Annotated in this window: 15 protein-coding genes; 2 read left to right on the top strand and 13 right to left on the bottom strand. The window is 60.4% G+C overall.

The annotated features are described in order from the left end of the window. Window positions 1-7: 7 nt before the first annotated feature. Window positions 8-1,678, bottom strand: coding sequence for an amidophosphoribosyltransferase (locus tag DWX39_RS09200; RefSeq protein ID WP_117759534.1), 1,671 nt, complete (start codon window positions 1,676-1,678; stop codon window positions 8-10). A gap of 285 nt (window positions 1,679-1,963) precedes the next feature. On the opposite strand from DWX39_RS09200, the gene DWX39_RS09195 reads away from it, so the two are divergent. Further along, window positions 1,964-3,193 (top strand): putative ABC transporter permease, encoded by a 1,230-nt coding sequence (locus DWX39_RS09195; RefSeq protein WP_117640751.1) that lies wholly within the window; start codon window positions 1,964-1,966, stop codon window positions 3,191-3,193. A 90-nt stretch (window positions 3,194-3,283) separates the two neighbouring features. Here the strand turns inward: DWX39_RS09195 and DWX39_RS09190 are convergent, their stop codons facing one another. The 10 genes from DWX39_RS09190 to DWX39_RS09145 form a co-directional block, all read right to left on the bottom strand. Further along, window positions 3,284-3,700: a molybdenum cofactor biosynthesis protein MoaE gene (locus DWX39_RS09190; RefSeq protein ID WP_233508925.1), complete on the bottom strand. Its 417-nt coding sequence runs from the start codon at window positions 3,698-3,700 to the stop codon at window positions 3,284-3,286. A gap of 55 nt (window positions 3,701-3,755) precedes the next feature. Then, window positions 3,756-4,754, bottom strand: a complete 999-nt coding sequence (locus DWX39_RS09185) for a class B sortase (RefSeq protein ID WP_117640749.1) — start codon at window positions 4,752-4,754, stop codon at window positions 3,756-3,758. Window positions 4,755-4,789: 35 nt separating this feature from the next. Continuing rightward, window positions 4,790-5,254, bottom strand: coding sequence for a 5-(carboxyamino)imidazole ribonucleotide mutase (gene purE, locus DWX39_RS09180; RefSeq protein WP_006235810.1), 465 nt, complete (start codon window positions 5,252-5,254; stop codon window positions 4,790-4,792). A 217-nt stretch (window positions 5,255-5,471) separates the two neighbouring features. Next, a complete protein-coding gene (locus tag DWX39_RS09175; RefSeq protein ID WP_117759532.1) occupies window positions 5,472-11,885 on the bottom strand; it encodes a discoidin domain-containing protein in 6,414 nt (2,137 codons plus the stop codon). Between the two features lie 515 nt (window positions 11,886-12,400). After that, window positions 12,401-12,841 carry a MarR family winged helix-turn-helix transcriptional regulator gene (locus DWX39_RS09170; protein WP_158561647.1) on the bottom strand — a complete coding sequence of 147 codons (441 nt, stop codon included), beginning with the start codon at window positions 12,839-12,841 and terminating at the stop codon, window positions 12,401-12,403. Between the two features lie 104 nt (window positions 12,842-12,945). Beyond that, a complete protein-coding gene (locus DWX39_RS09165; protein WP_117584044.1) occupies window positions 12,946-13,272 on the bottom strand; it encodes a DUF202 domain-containing protein in 327 nt (108 codons plus the stop codon). Window positions 13,273-13,468: 196 nt separating this feature from the next. After that, window positions 13,469-14,296 (bottom strand): PTS system mannose/fructose/sorbose family transporter subunit IID, encoded by an 828-nt coding sequence (locus DWX39_RS09160; RefSeq protein WP_117759528.1) that lies wholly within the window; start codon window positions 14,294-14,296, stop codon window positions 13,469-13,471. Then, complete coding sequence (locus tag DWX39_RS09155) at window positions 14,296-15,153, bottom strand: PTS sugar transporter subunit IIC (RefSeq protein WP_089572605.1); 858 nt, start codon at window positions 15,151-15,153, stop codon at window positions 14,296-14,298. Before DWX39_RS09155 ends, DWX39_RS09160 begins: the two co-directional genes overlap by 1 nt. A gap of 72 nt (window positions 15,154-15,225) precedes the next feature. Further along, on the bottom strand, window positions 15,226-15,714 hold the full coding sequence (locus DWX39_RS09150; protein ID WP_089572604.1) for a PTS sugar transporter subunit IIB: 489 nt from the start codon (window positions 15,712-15,714) through the stop codon (window positions 15,226-15,228). Window positions 15,715-15,793: 79 nt separating this feature from the next. Continuing rightward, on the bottom strand, window positions 15,794-16,228 hold the full coding sequence (locus DWX39_RS09145) for a PTS sugar transporter subunit IIA (RefSeq protein ID WP_089572603.1): 435 nt from the start codon (window positions 16,226-16,228) through the stop codon (window positions 15,794-15,796). Window positions 16,229-16,536: 308 nt separating this feature from the next. On the opposite strand from DWX39_RS09145, the gene DWX39_RS09140 reads away from it, so the two are divergent. Further along, a complete protein-coding gene (locus DWX39_RS09140) occupies window positions 16,537-17,319 on the top strand; it encodes a GntR family transcriptional regulator (protein WP_158551165.1) in 783 nt (260 codons plus the stop codon). A gap of 219 nt (window positions 17,320-17,538) precedes the next feature. Here the strand turns inward: DWX39_RS09140 and carB are convergent, their stop codons facing one another. Further along, the gene (carB, locus tag DWX39_RS09135) at window positions 17,539-20,853 is read right to left on the bottom strand and encodes a carbamoyl-phosphate synthase large subunit (RefSeq protein WP_117759526.1); all 3,315 of its coding nucleotides are present in this window, start codon (window positions 20,851-20,853) and stop codon (window positions 17,539-17,541) included. A gap of 1 nt (window position 20,854) precedes the next feature. After that, window positions 20,855-22,294, bottom strand: a complete 1,440-nt coding sequence (gene carA, locus DWX39_RS09130) for a glutamine-hydrolyzing carbamoyl-phosphate synthase small subunit (RefSeq protein WP_117759524.1) — start codon at window positions 22,292-22,294, stop codon at window positions 20,855-20,857. Window positions 22,295-22,473: the final 179 nt, after the last annotated feature.

The following is a 22,473-nucleotide window of genomic DNA, read 5'->3' as shown; positions in this document are numbered from 1 at the left end:
GCAGGTTTTAGGCCTCGCCGTGTTCCTCTTCCCAGCTGCGGTCGTCGTATTTCTCGACCACGGCGTCGTCGTCAAAGTGAAGCGGCTTGTCCAGGTTGCGGGGCTTAAAGCCCTCCATGAACTTGTCGCGGCCAAAGCTCTCGGGAATCGCCACGGGGTAGCGTCCGGTAAAGCACGCATCGCAGTAACCGCCCTTGGGCATAACCTTCAGCAGGCCCTCGACCGAAAGGAAGGCCAGCGAATCGGCGCCGATATACTCGCAGATCTCATCGACCGTCTTGTTGGCGCTGATGAGCTGCGACTGCACGTCGGTATCGATACCGTAGAAGCACGGCCAGATGACCTCGGGCGAGTTGATGCGAATGTGAATCTCCTTGGCGCCGGCGTTGCGCAGCATCTTGACGAGCTGCACCATGGTGGTGCCGCGCACAATGGAGTCATCGATGACGACCAGGCGCTTGCCCTCGATGTTGTCGCGCAGCGGGTTGAGTTTCATACGCACGCCCATGGCGCGCAACTCCTGCGTAGGCTCGATAAACGTGCGGCCCACGTAGCGGTTCTTGATAAGGCCCTCGCCAAAGGGAATACCGCTCTCGTGCGAATAGCCCTCCGCGGGCGGCAGGCCGGAGTCGGGCACGCCGATGACCAGGTCGGCCTCGACGGGCTCCTCATGTGCCAGCTGACGACCCATGTCATAACGGCAAGCGTAGACGCTCTTGCCGTTCATGATGGAATCGGGGCGAGCGAAGTAGACCTGCTCAAAGATGCAGTTAGCAGGCTCCTCGGCGGCAGGCACGCCCTGCTCGGACACAAGGCCCTCGGCGCTGATGCGCAAAATCTCGCCGGGACGGACGTCGCGGACGTACTCGGCACCCACAATGTCGAGCGCACAAGTCTCGGAGGCGACGACCCAGCCGCCGGCGCGCGTGACACGGACGGCGGAGTCAACCGTCGCGGCGCCGTCCTGCGACGGCAGCTGCGAAACGGATGCGGCATCGGCCTGGTCCAGGCCCTCGTCCACCAGCTTGCCCAACACGAGCGGGCGAATGCCGTGCGGATCGCGGAAGGCGTAGAGCGCCTGCTCGTTGATGAGCGTCATGGCATAACCGCCGCGCACAAGCTCCATGGTCTTGCGAATGCCCTCGCGCAGGTGGCCCGTACGCTGAGTAAAGTAGCCGATGAGCTTGGTCGCGACCTCGGAATCCGAATTGGAGAGGAACGGCACGCCCAGCTCGATCAGCTGGCGGCGCAGCTCGTCGGTGTTGACGAGGGTGCCGTTGTGCGCGAGCGCGATAATGACGCTATTGATGGTAGAGAGGTGTGGCTGAGAGGCTTCCCAACTCTTGGCGCCGGCGGTGCCGTAGCGCACATGACCCACGGCCAGCTGACCGGAGAGCGTCGACAGGTCGGCGTTGGAGAACACGCGGTCGAGCAGGCCCAGATCCTTGCGGACCATAACCGTACCGCCGTCACCCACGGCGATTCCCGCCGATTCTTGGCCACGGTGCTGCAGTGCACGCAGGCCAAAGTACGTCAGTCGAGCCACGTCGCGATCGGGCGCCCAAACACCAAAAACGCCGCATTCCTCATGCAGCTGGTCGGAGTCCGGATCATACGTCGACATGGCGTTCACCTGTCCCGCGGCACGCTCGGCCGCGCGGATGGTTTCTTGAGACATGGCATCCCCTCAGAGCCTCGTATTTTGGCGTTACCCGCCTTATTATACGCACGGCACGACGCGCTCCCCAGCGCATGAGCAGCGCTTTTTAAAAGCCCACCGAGCTAATAATCCGTTTTGTGGCCAAACATTTTATCGGTCTGTCCAGTGCAAGCGCCCGCGCCCCCAGATGGCCGCCGCGTCCACCGTTGGGGATTACAAAGTTGCAATTGGGACGTTCGTCCTGTCTTTTGGCAGGTCGGCGGCGTATCCTTGTAGCCTAGGACAAAGCGAGAAAGGTTCTGTATGGATCGAAACGAACTCGACCCCAGCGTCCCCAGCGCCACGGAGGTCAAGAAGATTCCCCTCATCATTAAGGTGTACGCCGTCCTGTGCATCCTATCCGGCGTGGGCACACTCCCGTCGGTCGGCGCCTTTATGTGGCAGGTCATCACCGCGCTCATCAACGGCAACGCCGCCGAAAAGCTCGGCGACAATATGCTTGTCTCGGTTGGACTCATCGTCGCCGGCATCATGCTCTCTGCGGCAAGTGCCGTCATCCTGATCATCTTTGGCCTGGACCTTATCAAAAACCAGCGCCGCAACGCCGCCCGCCTGTCCTACATCCTTATTGCATTCACCGTCGTCGAGCTTTTGGTCGACGTGATGCTCCAGGGCATCGGGCCCTTCCTGCTGCGTCCCGCGATCCAGCTCGGCATCCTCGTTGCACTTTCGGCAACCGTCGACCCCACGCTGCGCCAGGAGCGCGAACTGCAGCGCCGCCTGCAGGAGATGCTCGACCGTGACGCCGCGGCGGAGGGCATGCTCGGCCGCGATGAAACCGGCGAGGGCTACATCAAGCTCAACTACTTCAACCTGTTCTGGGTATTCTTCGTCTGCTGCGTGCTCGGCCTGATCGCCGAGGACATCTGGCATATGACAGTCGACGACCCGGGCGTCTACCAGAACCGCGCCGGCATGCTGTTTGGTCCCTTCAGCCCCATCTATGGCTTTGGCGCCGTACTCATGACCATGGTGCTCAACCGCTTCTATAAAAAGAACCCCATCATCATTTTCCTGGTAAGCGCTGTGCTCGGCGCGAGCTTTGAGGTGTTCGTGGGCTGGTTTATGCAGACCTCATTTGGCGTGGTCTCGTGGAGCTACTCGCACATGAAGCTGTTCGGCATGCCCGACCCACTCGCCGTCCTTACGGGCGGACGCACCTGCACGGGCTTTGCCTGCCTGTGGGGCCTGGGTGGCCTTATCTGGATCAAGCTGCTGTTGCCGAGGCTGCTCAAGCTCATCAACATGATTCCGTGGAAGAGTCGCTACTCGGCTACCGTCATCTTTACCGTCATTATGCTGGTCGACGGCGTCATGACGCTGCAGTCGCTCGACTACTGGTACCAGCGCGTCAACGGCACGGAGCCGGATATTCCCGTCGCGCAGTTCTACGGCAAGTATTTCGATAACGACTACATGGAGAACCGCTTCCAGAGCATGACCATGAGTCCCAAGGATGCGACGCGCGTGTAGCGCCCACCGCGCCCAAAACACAAAATGCCCGCCGGTATCACACGTACCGGCGGGCATTTTTATAAACGAGCCTTCTATCGACGCAAGCCTCTACGCCTCGCGCTCGACCTCGCTCACACACTCATTTTTGATGGTACCGACGAGCGCCTGCAGCGCATCGACCACATGCGGGCGAATGTCCCCGCCAATGAGCACGAGCATGATGTCGTCGCCCACGGCGAGCTCGCCACTCGCCAACCACACGCGCACGTAACCGATACCCGGCATCGCGTGCGTTGCCTCGATAGCGGCCTGCACCTTTTCGGCATCGAAGCCAAACGCCATGCCGCCCACCTTATGTCCAGGCGCCACACCATCGGTCTCGACCCCACGCACCTCGGCCTTGGGCGTCGCGCGCACCACGCCGTTGTGTGTCAGGTACATCCCACAATCAGCCGCCGAAACATCGGCCTTGGCTTCGCGCAGCCAAGCATCAACCGAAGGCATCGATTTGCCATTCTCAAACATCATTTCTCCTTTTGATTTCCAGGGCAGTCTTTTTGGGACGGGGCTCCCGGACACTTTATTCCTCGACCGGCGTGAGCACCATGACGGCGCGTGTGTTGCTCAGCGACAGCGAGCGACAGGTCACAAGCGTTACGACCTTGGTTGCCGAAGCGGCACGGTCGGTGGCATCGCTCGCCACGGCAGAGGCACCGTCGAGCATCTCGGACAGGTAATTCTTCAGTCCGTCATCGCCCTCAAAGTTGGGCGTGCGCGCCTTGGCATACGTGTCCTCGACCACCTTGGTCGCCAGCGGGCGCAACTTATACGTCGCATCGCACGTGATGTAGTACACGTATTCCATGCTGTCGAACGTCGCCTGATCGGTCGTACGCGAAATCACGTTGAACATCGAACCGTCGTTCATGTGATGGCCGTAAATCGTGGTCTGCTGATCCACCATGCCCGGCGCGGTGTCGTCGCTATCCAAGAAGATGGCTCCCGAGGCATTGGCCGTACCGTCGAACAGCGTGTTGAGGTACTTGGAGTTGTTGTTGGTCTGCACCACGGGGTAGTTGATGTTGGTGCCGGGCGCGTAAATCCAACCCACAACCTCGGGATTTGTCTGGGCGAGCGCGTTGAAGTCGATAATCGGCACGCCGCTGGCGTCCTTGTCGCTCACATATTGCTTTTCGATTTTTTGATACGACTCGCTCGCCTGCTTGTAGCCAATCTGGGCATTAATAAAGATGGCGGCCGCAGCAACGATCAGGCCAATGCCAATGATGATGAGCAGAATGGGAATGACGGAGCGGCGCTTTTTGCGCAGCGGCTCGGTATAGCTCGATGGCGCGGTATGCGCCGAAGAGCGAGGTGACTTCTTGGCCGTACTGTATGACGAAGGGCGATAAGCAGCAGGCGTATCCTGACGGCGATGGGACGTCGGCGTTACGGAACGCGGCGCGCGCGGCTGCTGAGGAGAGGATGTCCGACCCTGCTGTGCCGCATGGGCAGCACCCGGCTTCGACGGATCGGGAATCTGAGAAGCCTTGAATCGTTTTCCCTGATAATCGGACATGGCTCTCCTTATACTGCGGTGAAACGGCGGAACGCCTAGGCGTCGGCCATCTCCTGCTTCATTTTCTCGATAACCTTGCGGTACTCGGGGTCGCAAGCACCCAGAATCTGCGTGGCATAGATGGCGGCGTTCTTGGCACCGTTGATGGCAACGCAGGCCACGGGCACGCCCGAAGGCATCTGCACCATCGACAGCAGCGAATCCATACCGCCCAGGTCACTCGTCTTCATAGGCACGCCGATAACCGGCAGCGGCGTAAAGGCAGCCACGACACCACCCAGGTGAGCGGCCTTGCCGGCGGCGGCGATAATCACTTTGATACCGCGATCGGCGGCAGTCGAAGCCCACTCGTGGACCTTCGCCGGCGTGCGGTGCGCGCTCGCGATCACGAGCTCATAGGGCACACCCAGTGCCTCGAGCTCGGCGGTGCAGCCTTCCATAACGCCCAGATCGGACTTGGAACCCATGATGATCCCGACAACCGGCTTTTGATCTGCCATAAACAAAGACCTCCTGTTGAGAGCGGTGACGCGGCGAATCCGCGACCCTTAACTGCAAATAATTCAAGTATAGCCGCCGATGCTGATGTGTTCGGCGGGAGACGGAACGCTTTGCGAGATTAAGGCCGAAGGGTCGGAGCTTTCCGCCTACATTCAAAAAGCGTGCCCACCGTCCTTGGGTGGGACGGCGGGCACGCTTGCTTAGCTGTTGCTGGGGCTACTTAGCCTTGCTGCGACGATGGAAGAAAGCGCCGATCGCGGCGATGATGGCGCCAAGACCACCGACGGTCGCGACGGTCGCCGCCGTCTGGTCTCCGGTATTGGGAATCGCCGAACCGTTCTTCTTGCTGCCCTGGGCCTTGTCGCCTGCGGGCTTGCCCGCCTGGTTGCCGCCGTTCGAGCCATTGCCGGAACCCTGGTTGCCCGAGCCGCCCTGATTGCCGGAATCGGCATCCTTGAGGCTCTCAATAGCCAGCTTGAGCTGGTCATAGGCCGCCTGGAGCTGGGTGTCGGAAGCATTCTCAGCACCCAAGACGTCCTCGGCGTAGGTAATGGCATCCGTCAGGGCCTTGACAGACTCGGCCGTCTTGCCCCTAATGTCAGTCTCCTTCGCCTGCTTGACCAGGGCCTTGAGCTGCTTCTTAGTCGGTTTCTCGACCGGGGCCACCGGGGTCTTCTCGAGCGCGCCGCGGGCGCTCTCGAGCACCCTGAGCGCCTGGTCGACCTCGTCCTGCGTGGCTTTCTCGTCGCTCAAGATGGCGCGGGCGCTCGCCAGGGCGTTCTCGAGCGCCGTCCAGGAGGCCTCGGTGTAGTCACCGGCCTTGAGGTCGCCGGCAGCAACCTCGGCATCAACCTTTTCGATCGCGGTAGCGAGATCATCCTTCGCCACCGGATCGGGGACGGCCGTACCGTAGAACTTGAGCTCCGCCATGCTGCAGTAGGCATCAACGTTGCCACCGCCGGCGTGAATCACCTTGACGGTCACGTAGCGACCGCGCGCGGCGCCAAAGCTCATCTGTTTCCAGTCGCCACGGTCGGTGAGCACGCGGCCGTCATTGTCGAAGGCGAACGTACCCATCGACGCGGCGGTGCCCATCTCATAACCGTCGGCAGTGTCGGAGACCAGTATCTCGGCCTCGAAGATATCGCCGTTAGTGCCGCCGTCCTGGCGCGGCAGGAATGTAACGTCGGTGAGATCGTAGTCGCGGCCCAGGTCGACACTCAGATACTGGGGCATACCGGTCCCATGGGCCCAGTCGCTGTGCCAAAGCGTCCGCTCGTCGCCGTCGAGAGCGTTGACGGCGTTGCTGCCCTCGTAGTCGGCCTCACTCGAGAAGCCGGCCACCTTGACGTTCTTGCGGTTCTCGGGCGTGTTGATAAGAATCTTCTCATCGACAGGGCGCATCTTGAGGCCGTCGATTGCCTTCTCGATCTTGGCTGTGGCGTCTGCGACATCCTTCTTGCTATAGCTGCCTTGGCCGCCGTCGAGGAGCTTCTGAGCCGCCTCGACCGCAGCGGTGAGAGCTGCATAGGAATCCTTAGTGTAGACGGATTCGCTGTAGCCCGCGGCCTCGGAAAGCGCTGCCACGAGCGCAGAGGTATCGACACCAGCCTTGACTTCGACCTCATAGGATGCGGTCTTGGAGGGGTCGAGTACCGACGCCACCGTGATCTTTGCCTTGCCGGCCTTGTTGGCACGCAGGTAGTAGCTCACGCTATTGCCAGCCTGAACAGCGGAGACGCTTACCACAGAGGGGTCGGAGCTCTCGACCGTCACATAGGGGTAGCCGGCGCTCTCAGGCGTGGCCTTGGCGTCGACGAGCGTAACGTCGCCTTCAAAGAACTCGGTCTGGTTCTTGCCTAGCTCGACACCCTCGATGGCCTCGACACCCTGCGTGTAGTTGAAGTTGACCTCACGCAGTGTGAGCATCTGGTCACCCGATGCCTCAAGCGGCGTGACCTCGACCTTGGTCGCCTTCTTGCCCTTGTTCTCGGCAGAGAGGCCAAAAGCGTAGCGAGCCCGGAAGGAATCGTACTCCCCGCCCGCGAACTCTTGGGTCGAGCCATCCTCGAACGTCACGACAGCCTTGATCTTCTGCACGGTTCCGTTGCCACCGTTGCGGTTAACGACCTCGACACTATCGAGTTTCGAAGGCGTCTTAAATGCGAATGTCATCGTGGTGGGAAGCTTCACGTAACTCGGAAGCTTACCCTCGCTGTCCCAGTTGCCGCTCCAGTTCCATAGGAACTCAAAGCCGTTGTCGCCCTCGTTATTATCGAACAGCGCGTTATAGCTCTTCTGCTGGATAAGTTTCTCGACGTTGGTCCCGTCGTCGGTCGTGAGCTCATCGTTGGTCATCGTGATGTTGAAGGCATCCTGACCGTACTCGGCGACCGTTGGCTGAGGAACATCCGGCATCGTCACCGTGCCGTCGCTCGCAAACTCAAGTGCGTCGCATGCCGGACCGATGAGCCAAGATGTCGAGGGCAGTTCGACCTTGCCGGCGGTCTTGGCCTTGAGCTTGAAACTCGCCACCGCGCCGGTACCGTTGTAGAGCTTGCCATCGCCGCGGTTGGCAAAGGCGAGATTGATAGTCTGCGTTCTGTCCGCGAACTGGACCTTCTCGCGAGACAGGTTCTCCATGCCGGCAGTCGAGCCGTCCTGCGCGATGCTCTCGGACACAAACTCGAACTGGTCGCTCTTGAAGTTGACGAGAGCGCCCAGGGCGTTGACGTTCTTGGCGTCGGCCGCATAGACATCAACGGTGATCTCATCACCGGCCTCGACCTCGGTCTTGCTCGGAATCACCGCGAGCGAACCTGCGACCTTGCCCTTTTGTTTAGTGCCGCCGTCAAGACCCGCCATGGTGAACGAGTAATCGTAGACGTCGTAAACGCCGTTATCGTTGAGGTCGGCGAAGTGGTCGCGGATCTGCGAACCGAACGTCGGGGTATCGGGCTCGCGATTCTCGAGGCCCAGATAGTTCTTCATGTTGGAGTAGTCTCCGTCGGAGATCGTGGCCTTGTTGAGGTTGGAGCCCACGGCGAAGCCATCCGTGCCGTCGGTCTTGTAGATGGCAATCTCGGACGCGGAGAAGAAATTGCCGACCGAGGCGAGCGGTGTCATGCGCACGTAACGGGCGGCCACGGTGCCGTCAAACGCTACCGTCTTACAATCAGCGGAACGTGCCCAATCGACCTCCTGGCTCGTCCAGTGGACGCCATCGAGACTCGTCTCAACACGCATCTTGGTCACAGTGCCGTTGCCGGCGTCATCGCGCGGATAGTACTCGAGCTTATCGAGCTTGTAAGCGCGTCCATAGTCAACGGTAAGCGCCTTGCCCAGATCGTTGCCACCGGAGTGGAAACCGCCGTCGCCCGACTGGAACTCATGGTCGAAGGCGAGCTCGGCCTTATGGCTGCCGTAAAGTGAGCCCTCCCAGGTGATTTGCTCGGCGTCGGGGACGTTCCGCCACGGATCGAGTGCGGAGTTCGCCTCGAGCACATCGCTCCAGGCGGAGTAGCCCTCGGCGTTGCGCGAACGAATCTGGTAGGTGTGCTTGCTATTGTAGGCGAGGTCGGTGTGCGTGAATTCGGCCACATCACCCACGGCGAACACGGTGCCGTCGACCTTAAGGTCGTAGGAGGTAGCACCATCGACCTTTCCCCAGGTGAGCTTGATGCTCGTTGGGGTCGTGACGTCCTCGGGGGCAGCAAGGTTCGTGGGTGCGGAGAGGCTCTCGTTGAGGCGATCGGCTGTGAGCGTGGCGTCGGCGTTCACGAAACCGCCCAGCTCGAGCGTCTGCGCCGCCGCAGCAACATCGGTCTTCGCGAACTTGACGTAGACCTTGGGGTTCGTGGTGATCTTGGTGCTGTTAAAGCTCTCGCCCCGCTCGGCCTCGGTGCCGTCCACATCGCTGCCGTAGTGGTTGAGGTTAGGGGTCTCGCTGTAGAAGTAGACCGCCTGGCCGGCCTCGGGGGTCGCGGTGTCAAAGGTCTCCTGCGAGTCGACCTCAACCACGTTGAGCGCGGATCCGCCGTTCTTGGCGACGACGCTCATGGGCTTGGCGGACACGTTGGCCACGAAGGTCGTGGTGCGATTGGAGTCGTAGCCGTTGTAGCCACCCTGCGAGGCTTCGGCGGTAAAGGTCGCGGTGCCGCCTGCGGCCTTGGATCTGTAGACGGTGCTCACATGCTCACCGTAGGAGATATTGTCGATCGTACCGTAGGAATCGTCCTCAGTCGTGTTGTTCTCGATGGAGGAGCCGTCGTCCTCGTACTGCGTAAAGGTGCCGTCGCCCTCGGTGGCGAAGAACTCGACGATACGCTGGCTGCGGTCGGTACCCTTGGTGTTGGTGTCGCTCACGGCCTCGGGGTTGTTGTTCTCGGCGTACATCGGCACGATAGCGTTGGCCTTCACAAACAGCGGCAGCTTCCAAAGCGGAGCCTCGTAGTTGTTGAGAACCTGGCCGCCGCGATACTGCTTACCCGAGAAGTAATCGATCCAGATGGTGGGATTCTCGTCGGTGCCGTAGTTGGGGAGGTAAATCCCATTGCGAATGTCGTTGCCGTTCTCGTCTGCCTGGGTATCCTGATACACCGGTGCCACTAGGAAGTTCTCACCGAACATATACTGGTACTGCGTCGAGGTGCTTGCGGCGTACTCGGAGTTATCGGAAAGCAGCATGGCGCGGATCATGGGCAGGCCGGCATCGCCGTTACCCGTGTCGATGTTGGCCGCCGAGGCCGCGCTCGTGTAGATATAGGGCATGAGCTGCGCCTTGAGCTTGAGGTAGAAGCGCGAGATGCCTGTGTAGGGATCGCCGTGCGTCATGGGCGATTTACGGTAGGTGCCCCAACCGTCCATGTCGAGCATAGAGGGCGTGAACGTCTTCCACTGGTAGTCACGCGCAGAGATGATGGGGTCGCCGCCAAAAATGCCATCCATGTCGGAGCCGATGTTGGGGTTGCCCGAAAGACTCTGACCGATATACGTGGGGATATGGAAGCGAATGTACTCCCAGTTACCGCCATACTGGTCGCCGGTCCAAATGCCACCAAAGCGCTGCGTGCCGGCCCAACCATCGAGCGTGATGATGTTGGGGCGCTTGTTAGCGCCGGTCGTCACCGTGTCATAAGCTGTCTTGATGCCATTAAGACCAAAGGAGTAGCCAGATCCAACCCAGGCAACGTCGGTCTTAAGGGTAGCGATGCCTCCCGTCTTGACCTCGGCGTCGAAGTCGCGAAGCAGATGCCACGGGGTCTCAGGGTTGCTGTCGGGCTCAAGGTTGGACTGGGTCCACAAGCCCGTGCTCACACCCTTTGAGTTGGCATACTCGGTGAACTTCTTAAGGTTGTCGACGTTGGCACGCACAGCGTTAAGACGGTCGGCCGAGCTCGCTCCGTCGGAGTTGACGCCGCCGGTCTTGTAGTAACCGTTCTGGCCATAGCCGGCGCCGTAGCCGTCGTTCGGCAGGAACCAGCCGAGCGGCATGTCGCTGTCCTCGTAGTCATCGATAACCTGCCGAGCAGAGAACTGGCGGTCGAAATCGGTCGCTTTCATGTTCTCGGTATCAACCGTAGGGCCCTCACCGTTGAGCGTCTCGGCCGCAAGTGTGCCGTCGAGCTTGTAGCCCGTCGACATGCCAGACTCGTACTTAACGTCGCCCTTCTCGCTCGAGGACTTGCTGCCCTTGGTCTCCCACTTCTTTTGACCCGAGGTCGTTGACCAGCCATCACGGTTATAGGCATTAAGATGACCAAGGTAGAACCCGTACTCGGGCAGCAGTACCGGGTTACCGGTCACCTTGTAGTAGTCCTGCAGCATCTCAGTTGCCACGTTCGAAGCTCCCTCGTTGGTCGCCACGAAGTAGTAGGCATCAAACTCATTCTCGCTGTGCAAAGTCGTGACCGTCGATGAGTCCGTGGAACCGAAGTCGTAGGAACCCTCTGCAAACGTGTTTCGGAGCACGCCGTAGCCGTCACTCGTCCAATAAAACGGGTTGGGCGAGGCAACGCCGCCATCGGTCCAGTTGTTCGTGTTGGAGATGGCGATGGTCTGGTTGGTGTGCAGGAAGCGTCCGTTCTGGGTGCCGCCGCCAAAGAAGTTCTCGGACTTCTCCTTGGCGAGCGTCTGGACGGTACCCTTCTTATCAAGGTCGAGGGACGCGGACTCGGAAACCACGACACGGTCGCCTGACTTGATACTCATCTTGCCAGTCGCCTTGTCCAGGATCACGGTCGCCTTTCCGCCGGTGATCTCGATAGTGTCGCCCTTGTCGGCAACCGTCGCACTCGGCTTGCTGTAGGTGTCCGAGGTATCGGGCTGAGCCTGGATCTTAGCCGTGTGGGACTTACTGCGCGGCGTGGCGTACTCGGAAAACTCACCCTTGGGGTCGACGTTATAACGGAAAATACCGTCCTCGAGGAACGTAATACGGCCCTTGATGCCGTCAGCGAAATCGATGTCGACGACATTCGAGGCAGACTGGGACACGGTCGCCGAGTCGACGCCCTTGAGTGGCGTGGCAATCGCCTGCTGGGGATTGGCAAACACGAGCGTCGCTGCAGTGGCAACGAGGACCGCGCTTCCCTTCACCCACCGTTTCGTAAAAATGGAATTCCTGCGCATCTGGTCTCCTTTCTTCCGACATGCTGAGGTGCCGAGGACGCCCCCCCCCCGGCAGCATGGGAAAACGTATCAAACGGAGATGTTCGGTACATTCCGCACAATGGGGGCCACCCGTTACCAAGGGGCCAACTGGTAGTAACCAGATAGCCACCTACTAGGTCATATCAACATATGGGAGCACTTGCGCACCCAAGTTCGGAATTCTCCCAGCGGCAGCAAAATAAGCGTCAACGGCAAGGTGGGCTTAATAAGCCATACCAATTGGTTCTTCAGTCAAATACCAATCTAGCAAAAATGTACTGTTTATCTGGTATTACACAGACCATACCTTTCCCTCGGGAACTGGGCTTCGCGAAGTTTCCCGAGGGAAAGGCTCAGCCGCCATCCTGCAACCTACCGGGGATTGCCATGACGTACGTTGGCTGATTTGGTTTGGAATGAGATGTTGACGGTGGCTGATGGGCACAACTGTCCCGGGTGCATTTCATGATGCACCTAAATGTCTGTCTTTATCCTTATAGATTGTCCAGGTAGTCGTCGGCATCATAGGTAAGGCTGTAGGCTTTATTCAGGATGCGCACGAGCTCCTGAGCATCGTGCTCGCCGAGCGCTGAGAGTTGTTTCGAGAGCGATGCCACACTCTCGGCATTTTTTTTCGCCGCGAAATCACGGCCTTCCTCGGTAATGCTCACCAGCACACGCCGACGATCGCTTGGATCGGTCCTGCGCTGAACGTAACCCTTGCTCTCGAGTGAATCCAAGATATGCGACATGCGCGCACGGGAGAATTTCAGCTTCTTGGCAATCTCGGAGGGAATGACATCACCGTCAATACCCGATAGACACTGTAAAACCGGCGCCTCGCCCACACTGGCGCCGCCGGCAGCACTCAAGGATCCCTTGGCAAGGGAACGTGAGTACACGATCAGTTTTCGAGCAACGTCATCGTAATCCACTGGGGATATTGTCCTTTGCAACTCTAGAAGGGCCATAAAACCGTCATTTGCCGTACATTAGTTAACATTCGCAACAATTATTTATGATACCCCAACGCGGAAGTCTATTGCTCGTCCTTCTTGCGTCGCATAAGCTCCTCAACGTCGATACCCGCGGCCTCGAGCATACGCTCAACATTCTTTTTGGCGTTGGTCGTGCCAACCTTAAGCACAATCGAAAGCGGAGTGCCCACCACCAGGCACACGATGCCCGCGGGGACGCCCCAGCCGGGGCCGCCCTGCATACCCCACATCCCCACCAAAAAGCCAATAGCCACGAGCGAATAGCCCAGGCGCAGCCAAACGTTGAGCCGCTGAATAGCATCGGTCTGCATCTTTGCCTCGCGGATCAAGTCGTCGCGCGAAAGGTCGTGTCCGTGTTTCTCGTGCATATGGGTCCTCCTCGTGCAAAGCGTGCATCATGTGCAAGTACATCGTTTTTCGAATACGTCATCTTTCAAGAGCAATATAGCGGGTGTCGTGTAGGCGATGGAGGTCGCTGGCCATATTGCCCTTGAAGGGCGGCGCAAAATCAGAAGGCCGTGCGGTTGAGGCCGCACGGCCTTACAGGGGGCCAGGGGATGATGACTAGTAGCTCAGTGCCGGGTCGAAGAAGCCAATAACAACGCCCACAAATGCGATCACAACGAGGATCAGCATCATAACGATGGGGTTGACCTTCTTCTTGGTCATCATGTACCAGCAGAAGATGATGAAGATCATCGGCAGCAGGTGCGGATAGATGCCATCGAGCGTGTCCTGGAACTTACCGCCACCGGGCAGCACCAGGTTGGGGCTGCAGGTGATGGAGACCCAAGTTGCGCCCACGGCACCGATGACCATGGTACCGACCATCACGATGGAATCGCGAAGAGCCTTTGCCTTGGGGCCAACGAGGGCCTCGACCGCCTTGCCGCCGAGCTCATAGCCCTGGTTGTAGGCAAAGCGCATGCCGAGGTACATGAGCAGGTTCCACACGACGATATAGAAGATAGCGCCGAGCGGGGAGCCGCCGGTCGAGAGACCGAGGGCGATACCGAGCAGGATCGGGATCAGGGTACCGACGATCAGCGAGTCGCCAAGGCCGGCGAGCGGGCCCATGAGGCCGGCGCGGATGCCGTTGATGGCGTCGTCGTCGATGGCCTCGCCGTTTGCGCGAGCCTCCTCGAGGCCGGCGGTGACGCCGACAATCATGGTGCCGATCTGCGGCTCGGTGTTGAAGAACGCGGAGTAGGTCTGGAGGGCCTGCTTCTGCTCCTCGGGCGTGTCGTAGAGCTCCTCGACGATCGGAAGCATGGCGCACAGGTAACCGAAGGTCTGCATGTGCTCCTGCGAGAAGCAAGTCAGGTTGCCATAGGACCAGTTGCGGAACGACTTGGCAAGCGTTTTCTTAGAGAGTTTCTTCTTCTCTGCCATTAGATGTCCTCCTCTTCCTCATCATCGGAGCCCGAGGCGATAGCTGCCTTGGGAGCGTTTGCGAGGTCGATCTTGAGCGAAGCGATCTCATAGTTGATCAGGGCGAAGAAGCAGCCGATGCCGGCAGCGGCAATCAGGTTGCATCCCATGACAGCGGACAGGGTGAAGCCGAAGAAGAACGTGAGGAAGTCCGTCGGCTTGGAGATGACCTGCTTGAGCAGGATGGCGATACCGACGGTAGGCAGCAGCGAGCCGACGGTGAACAGCGTCTTCATCGCGATGCCGTCCATGGGCATGTAGGTCTTCATGAGGTCGACCATGGCGGTGCCGCCCATGGTGATGATGAACGTCGGGAGGAACGAGCAGACGATGTGACCAATCCAAGGCAGAACGTTGTTGACCAGGTAGAGCTTGTGGAGATCGCCCTTCTCGAGCCACTTCCACCCCATGCCCTGCCACACCAGGTTGATGGTGGCGGTGCCATAGAAGAGCACAGTGCCGAGCGTGCCGACGGCGGCACCGAGGGATGCGGCCATGCCGGCAGCCTCAGCGGAGGCGGGATCGATGCCCGAGTTCTTGATGGCGAGGATCGCCAGCGGGATGCCGATATAGGACACGGCGCGGACGTCGGCGGAGACGGTTCCGCCGGGGGTCACGAGAGCGATGTAGACAACCTGGATGGCAGCGCCGACGAGGATGCCCGTCTGCATATCGCCCATGATGATGCCGACGATGAGGCCGGCGACCAGAGGACGACCCAGAGTGTAGTTGCCGATCGTCGTGCCGCCCATGCCAGGCAGTGATGCCAGGCAGGCGAACAGGCCGAACAGCGCGGCTTGGAATGCATTGATTGCCATGCTTTCCCCTTTCTTTATTCCTCAGCCCCTTTCACCAAGGGCTGTAGATACCAAAATGCGGCTGGCGCCTAACTAGAAGCCAAACTGACCGCGGAACTTGGGCCACTCACCGATGGACTTCTCCTTGATAAGGGCGAACTCGACCGTGTAGCCGGCGTTGGTGAGGTCCTCGAGCGCCTGGGCCTCTTCCTGCGTGATCGACTGGTTGTTGCCGAGCTTGGTGGTGCCGGGACGATCGTTGCAGGGACCGACGATGATGCGGTCCATGCCGGGCTTAAAGCCAAAATCGACGAGAAGTTCCTTCATGTCGAGCGGGTTCTTGGTGATCAGGAAGTACTTGGTGTCGGACTTGAGAACCTTCTCGGAGACCTCCTTGAAGTGCTCCTTGGTCCACACGAACGTCTTCTTGCCCGAGGCACTCTTGTAGGCCTCCTTGAGCACGGGGTTGGACGCTGCAGCGTCGTTGACGGCGATAAGACCGTCGCAGGGATACTCGAGGGCCCAACGGGTAACGGTCTGTCCATGGATCATACGGTCGTCAATACGGATGAACGAAATCATGCGTTCTCCCTTTCTTTATCACCAGGGGTCTTTCCTCTTAACCCCCGCTCCATCACAAAAATTTGGGCGGATGCGCTGCCTAGATGTCGTCGTCCTCGTCGTCGGCGTCATCGGTCGGGACAACGAGCTCGGACATACCGTTCTTGCCCTCCTGCAGCATCATCTGCTTGAGGGAATCCAGGTCCATGGTGGCAAGCCCCATCATGGCGGTCATAGCCATGGGCAGGTTCATGCCGCCGAAGGCAATGGTGTGGGCGAGCAGGCCCTTCTCGGCCAGCGTGTTCATGGCATTGGTGAGCGGCGATCCGCCCAGGATGTCACCAAGCAGGACAACCTCGTCATCGGCGGTAACGGGAGCGAGCATCGCCTTGACGTTCTCGACATACTCGTCAGCGCCCATGCCGTCCACGAGACTCGTCGACAAGATGTTCGGGGCGTCATTGCCGAGCATCTTGAGGACACTGTGCAGTCCGGGAGCGAGCGTTCCGTGACTGACCATTACCAGATACCGCATGCGGTCTCCTCTCGACCTGCCGTGTGTCGCACGGCTTTGCTTTTTGCTGAGATTATTGTTGCGCCGGGGCATGTTCGGTACAAGAAAATAGTTGCGAACGGCAACTATTCATCGGTTAACGGTAGCAACTATTTTTGTGCCTAAATTATTTTTTCTTCTAATTATTTTTAAAATAGCAGGTAGATTGCCTGATAAATGTTTTATGTTCCTTATGCACCATACATACCAGCAAGAATCGGGCCTGGCATCTCCGGTTTGCCCCGCAGTGTCAGACCATGTCACGTACGCCCACGACATGGAGGTACCCCATGGATATGATCTCGTTTCTCGCCTCCGAACCTTTCGACCGCAGCGGTGATACGCCGCTCTATGTCCAACTTAAACATCGAATCGCCCTGCTTATCGCCAGCCAGGCGTTCGACACCAAGACGCCGCTGCCACGCGAGCTCGAAATCTGTGAGCGGCTAGAGTTATCGCGCGCGACCGTGCGCCGTTGCTTCCAAGATCTCGTCATCGAGGGGCGCGTGGTGCGCAAACGTGGGCAGGGCACGTTCATCAAACCCCAAACCTCAGCACCCGGCATCGACCTGGCCCTGAATTTCAGCGCGCGGATGCGCGAAGCGGGACGGGTTCCGAGCTCGCAGATTCTCGCCTTTTCAAGCATACCGGCCGTCCGCGGCATCGCCTCTGGGCTCAAAGTGCCCGAAGGGACACCCGTCTGGGAGATTCGCCGCCTGCGTCTCGCCAACGACAAACCCATGGAGCTCAACTACGTCTATATCCCCGTGTCACTTTGCCCCGAGCTCACGCGCAAAGACGTGGATGGCTCGCTCTACGCCTATATCGCGGAAAAGACCGGCATCCTGCCCGCAAGCGTCGATGCCGTCTACGAGACGGTCAACCTCGACAAGCATGAGGCGCGCCTTTTGGGACAGAACACCGGTAAGGCGGCGATGCGCATCGTGCGTTCGACCTACGACAAGACGGGAACCCCGTTCGAGGTAGGCGTGCTCATCAGCTGCGACGGTCAGGCAAAGCTGCACGTGCACATCGCCGCCGACAAAACAACCTTCACCGCCACAGCCCAATAAATCCAAAACGTGGGCGCCGTCGTTCAAACGAACGACGGCGCCCACACTCATTTTTTATTCAGCCCTAGTCATCGCACAAAGCCCCTTCGGCAGCACACGGTGCAGCCAAGTCACCGCAGGCCGGGGCGGAGGGGGCTGAGTTTCCCACTGAGCGACTCTGCTTGCAGCCGGAGCGAAGGGGGAAACTCAGCCCCCTCCGCCCCGGCCGGCCAGCTCAATCTACACCGTGTACTGCGGCAGGTCCTGCAGGGCGATGACGTCCATGCCCATGTCGTTGGCGCTGCCGTGACCCTGCTGGTCCTCACGCACCGCCTCGATGGCACTCACGTACGTGTTGGCGGCAGACATCGCGGTCACGCAGGTTACGCCGCGGCGCACCGCCTCGGTACGCAACAGATAGCCGTCGCCGCGCGAACCCGGGCCGTACGGCGTGTTGATAATCACCGCGATCTTGCCATCGGCGATGAGGTCGCCGATGTTGGGGCGCTCGCCGTCGTGCGGGCCGCTGATCTTTTCCACGATCTCGCAGGTCACGTTGCCGCCGCGCAGCACGCGCGCCGTACCTTCGGTGGAGCAGATATCAAAGCCCAGGTAGCGAAGGATGCGCGCAACCGAAAGGATATGCCGCTTATCGCGGTCGCACACGCTAATGAACACTTTGCCGGCGCTCGGGTCGGGCAGGTTGTAGTCGATCGCCAGCTGCGTCTTGGCGTATGCCTCGGGATAGCTCTTGGCGATACCCATGACCTCGCCGGTCGACTTCATCTCGGGCCCCAGGATAACGTCGGCTCCCGGGAAACGGCCCCAGGGCATGACGGCTTCCTTCATGCAGAACCAGTCCAGCTGACGTTCGTCGCTCGGCAGGCCCAAGCTCGCGATGGAATCGCCTGCCATGATGCGCGCCGCGCATTTGGCCAGCGGCACGCCGGTGGCCTTGGAGATAAACGGCACGGTACGGCTGGCGCGCGGGTTGGCCTCGATCACGTAGACGGTCTCGCCCTTGATGGCATATTGCACGTTGACCAGACCGCGGACTCCCAGCGCCATCGCGATGCGGCGCGTGGTCTCGCGGAGCTTCGCCTGCAGGCTCTCGCTAAAGCTGAACGGCGGGATGCAGGTCGCGGAGTCGCCGGAGTGAATACCGGCTTCCTCGATATGCTCCAGGATGCCGCCGATGTATACCTCTTCGCCATCGCACAGGGCGTCGACGTCGGACTCGATCGCACCCTCCAGGAAGCGGTCCAGGTACACCGGGTAGTCGGGGCTAATGCGCGCAGCCTCGGCCATGTAATCGCGCAGATGCTCGGCATCGTAGGCGATCATCATGCCGCGGCCGCCCAGCACATAGCTCGGGCGCACCAGCAGCGGATAGCCGATGTGCGCGGCCACGGCCTCGGCCTCCTCAAACGAGGTGGCCTGGCCCGCCGGCGGGTACATGATGCCCAGCTTGTCGAGCAGAGCGGCGAAGCGCTCGCGGTCCTCGGCAAAGTCGATGGCATCGGGCTTGGTGCCCATAATGTTCACGCCGCTCTCCTCGAGCATGCGCGCCAGCTTAAGCGGGGTCTGGCCACCGAGCGTCACCACGACGCCGTCGGGGCGCTCGACATCGATAACGTCCATGACGTCCTCGTAGGTGAGCGGCTCAAAGTACAAGCGGTCCGAGGTGTCGTAGTCAGTCGAAACGGTCTCGGGGTTGCAGTTGACTATGATGGTCTCGAAGCCGCGAGCCGCCAGTGCGTAGCTCGCGTGCACGCAGCAGTAATCGAACTCGATACCTTGGCCAATGCGGTTGGGGCCGGCGCCCAGGATCATCGCCTTGGGCTTGTCCGCCGGCGTGGTCTCGTCGGGAGCCACGCACTTCTTGGCATCCGGGCTCGTGCGGTAGATGTTCTCGTACGTCTTGTAGTGGTACTCCGTGGCGCTCGAAAACTCCGCAGCGCAGGTATCGACCGTCTTCATGCTGGGAACCACGCCCAGACCCTTGCGATAGGCGCGCACAAAGCGCTCGTCCGAGCCGGTCAGCGCGGCAATCTCGGCGTCGCTCGTGCCGTACTGCTTGAGCAGGCGCATCGCGTCGGCGTCGATATCCTCCACACGCAGGCCGCGGATGCTCTCCTGGACCTGCACCATGTCGTTGATACGGTTGAGGTACCACGGATCGATACCGCAGATGGCATGGATGTGGGCGATGTCCCAGCCACGGCGCAGGGCCTCGACCACAAAGAAGATGCGGTGCTCGGTCGGGGTTGCCACGGCCTGAGCGAGCTCATCGTCGCTCAGCTTGTCGGCACCCTCCTTGCCACCGGCGCAGATGCCCTGGTGACCGTCCTCCAGTGAGCGCATGGCCTTGCCGAAGGCCTCCTCAAAGGTGCGGCCGATCGCCATAATCTCGCCCACGGCCTTCATGCGCGTGGTGAGCGTAGGATCAGTGCCTTTAAACTTCTCGAAGGCAAAGCGCGGCACCTTGACGACGCAGTAGTCGATTGTGGGCTCAAAGCAGGCGGGCGTTGCCTTGGTGATGTCGTTGACGATCTCGTCGAGCGTGTAGCCCACGGCCAGGCGAGCGGCGGCCTTGGCGATGGGGAAGCCCGTGGCCTTGGAGGCCAGTGCGGACGAACGGCTCACGCGCGGGTTCATCTCGATGACGATCAGGCGGCCGGTCTGGGGGTTCACGGCAAACTGCACGTTGGAGCCGCCGGTCTCGACGCCGATCTTCCCCAAGATGGCGAGCGAGGCGACACGCATGCGCTGGTACTCAAGGTCGGAGAGCGTCTGCGCCGGCGCCACGGTGATGGAGTCGCCGGTGTGCACGCCCATGGGGTCGAGATTCTCGATGGAGCACACGATGATGCCGTTGCCGGCGTGGTCGCGCATGACCTCCATCTCATACTCTTTCCAACCCTCGATGGACTCCTCGACCAGCACCTCATGGGCAGGCGAGAGCTCAAGGCCCTGGCTCACGATGGAGACGAGCTCCTCGTGGGTATGCGCGATGCCGCCGCCGGCGCCACCGAGGGTAAAGCTCGGGCGCAGTACGCAGGGATATCCCACGCGCTCGGCGATAGCCTCGGCGTCGGCCACGCTGTAGGCATAGCCCGAGCGCGCAACCTCCAGGCCGATCTCGGCCATGGCCTCGTTAAAGAGTTTGCGGTCCTCGCCGCGCTCGATAGCGGCCAGGTCGCAGCCGATCATCTCGACGCCGTACTTGTCGAGCGTGCCGTCCTTTGCCAGCTCGACGGCGGCGTTCAGACCGGTCTGGCCGCCCAGCGTGGGCAGCAGCGCGTCCGGGCGCTCTTTCTTGATTACGCGCTCGATAAACTCGGCGGTGATGGGCTCGACATAGGTGCGGTCGGCAAGACCCGGGTCGGTCATGATGGTCGCCGGATTGGAGTTGACCAGGATGACCTCAAAGCCATCCTCCTTGAGCACCTTGCAGGCCTGTGCGCCGGAGTAGTCGAACTCACAGGCCTGGCCAATGACGATAGGGCCCGAACCAATAACGAGGATGCGCTTGATGTCAGTACGTTTAGGCATGTTAGTTCTCCTCGGTCGCAGCGTTCTCGGACTCGGCGAAATTCCAGCCGGCGAGGCGGTCCTTCGCGGTGTCGATGTCCAGGTAGTTCTCCTCGCCGTCCATGAGTCGCGTAAAGGCGGTAAAGAGATAGTGGGCATCGGTGGGGCCGGGCGAAGCCTCGGGGTGGTATTGGACCGAGAAGCACGGGGCGTCGAGCAGCTGGATGCCCTCGGCGGTGCCGTCGTTGAGGTTCACATGTGTCAGGCGAATGCGGCCAAAGCGCTCGTTCATCACGACCGGCGCGATACCGCGGCGCACCCAGGCGCGCAGGTCGCCATCGGCCGCATGCTCGGTTTCGCCGCCGGAAAGCTCCGGAATCAGTTTGCCCAGACTGGGGAACAGCAGGCCAAAGCCGTGGTTTTGCGCGGTGATCTCCACGCGACGGCTCACCAGATTCATAACCGGCTGGTTACCGCCACGGTGACCGAATTTAAGCTTTTCCATTTGGGCGCCGCAGGCCAAGCTGATCATCTGGTGACCTAGGCAAATACCAAAGACCGGCACCTTGCCGATCAGCTGCCGCACCTGCTCGTAGGTCTCCACCACGGCATCGGGGTCGCCGGGGCCGTTGGACAAAAAGACGCCATCAGGATTCATGTCGAGCACCTGCTGGGCGGGCGTATCCCACGGCACGACGGTGAGGTCGCAGCCGGCACGGACCAGGCCCTCCAGAATACCGCGCTTCACACCGCAGTCGTAGGCGACCACTTTGTGACGGGCAGGAGCGGCAGCCGCAAGCGCAAAGCCATGCGTGGCAGGCAGGTCGGCGGCCACAAACTCGTGAGGCGCGGGACAGCTCACGGTCTTGACCAGGTTCTCGCCCACCAGCGTGGGCGCTGCGTCCAGACGCTCGGCGAGCTCGTCGACGTCGAAGATCTCTGTCGAGATAATGCCCATCTTGGAACCATTGTCGCGCAGATGGCGCACCAGAGCGCGGGTGTCGATACCCTCGATAGCAACGATGCCGTGAGCGCGCAGGTACTCCGGCACGCTGACGGCCGAGCGCCAGTTAGAAGGCGTGGCGCACATGTCGCGAACGATCATGCCGCGCATGGCCGGAGCGCTCGCAGGGCGCACGGCGTCGCCGGGGAAGGCCGACTGGACGTCGGTCTCATCGATACCGTAGTTGCCGATCTGCGGGTAGGTCATGGTTACGATTTGGCCGGCATAACTCGGGTCGGTCATGACCTCAAAGTAGCCCTCGAGCGAGGTGTTGAAGCAGACTTCGCCGGTCGCGGTGCCCTCGGCGCCGCATGCACGTCCATAAAAAATGGTCCCATCCTCAAGATACAGGATACAGGGACCGCAGGTGCCCTTGCTGGTTTTGGCCAGCATACGCTGGCAAAGCTCGCTGGGCGCGAAGGTGCGGGCGGCAGCGCCCGCGGTATGGTTGTTCGCCATAATTCTCCTTCCCGGTCTCACAGGACCGGCTTAAAGGTGTGTAGTTAGGCCTCGCGGTATTGTAACCGCAAGCATGCCTCATGGCGTTAATTTCATCGAAATGTTTACGAAATGATAATTATGACTTTCTATGCATAATGATTATTTAAGGCTCTGTTAGACCAGGATTGACATTCCGC

It is taken from the genome of Collinsella sp. AF19-1LB (assembly GCF_003459655.1).
In the GTDB taxonomy this organism is placed as follows: domain Bacteria; phylum Actinomycetota; class Coriobacteriia; order Coriobacteriales; family Coriobacteriaceae; genus Collinsella.
Note: the sequence above shows the minus strand (reverse complement) of the source record. Positions and strands in the feature narration are given on the sequence as shown.

Bases quoted from the DNA above. Each gene is read 5' to 3' on its own strand.
- DWX39_RS09185 (WP_117640749.1), bottom strand. From the start codon at position 4,754: ATGTCCGATTATCAGGGAAAACGATTCAAGGCTTCTCAGATTCCCGAT.
- carA (WP_117759524.1), bottom strand. From the start codon at position 22,294: ATGGCGAACAACCATACCGCGGGCGCTGCCGCCCGCACCTTCGCGCCC.
- purE (WP_006235810.1), bottom strand. From the start codon at position 5,254: ATGGCAGATCAAAAGCCGGTTGTCGGGATCATCATGGGTTCCAAGTCC.
- DWX39_RS09150 (WP_089572604.1), bottom strand. From the start codon at position 15,714: ATGATTTCGTTCATCCGTATTGACGACCGTATGATCCATGGACAGACC.
- DWX39_RS09145 (WP_089572603.1), bottom strand. From the start codon at position 16,228: ATGCGGTATCTGGTAATGGTCAGTCACGGAACGCTCGCTCCCGGACTG.
- DWX39_RS09165 (WP_117584044.1), bottom strand. From the start codon at position 13,272: ATGCACGAGAAACACGGACACGACCTTTCGCGCGACGACTTGATCCGC.
- DWX39_RS09190 (WP_233508925.1), bottom strand. From the start codon at position 3,700: ATGTTTGAGAATGGCAAATCGATGCCTTCGGTTGATGCTTGGCTGCGC.
- DWX39_RS09175 (WP_117759532.1), bottom strand. From the start codon at position 11,885: ATGCGCAGGAATTCCATTTTTACGAAACGGTGGGTGAAGGGAAGCGCG.
- DWX39_RS09155 (WP_089572605.1), bottom strand. From the start codon at position 15,153: ATGGCAATCAATGCATTCCAAGCCGCGCTGTTCGGCCTGTTCGCCTGC.
- DWX39_RS09195 (WP_117640751.1), top strand. From the start codon at position 1,964: ATGGATCGAAACGAACTCGACCCCAGCGTCCCCAGCGCCACGGAGGTC.
- carB (WP_117759526.1), bottom strand. From the start codon at position 20,853: ATGCCTAAACGTACTGACATCAAGCGCATCCTCGTTATTGGTTCGGGC.
- DWX39_RS09160 (WP_117759528.1), bottom strand. From the start codon at position 14,296: ATGGCAGAGAAGAAGAAACTCTCTAAGAAAACGCTTGCCAAGTCGTTC.
- DWX39_RS09200 (WP_117759534.1), bottom strand. From the start codon at position 1,678: ATGTCTCAAGAAACCATCCGCGCGGCCGAGCGTGCCGCGGGACAGGTG.
- DWX39_RS09140 (WP_158551165.1), top strand. From the start codon at position 16,537: ATGGATATGATCTCGTTTCTCGCCTCCGAACCTTTCGACCGCAGCGGT.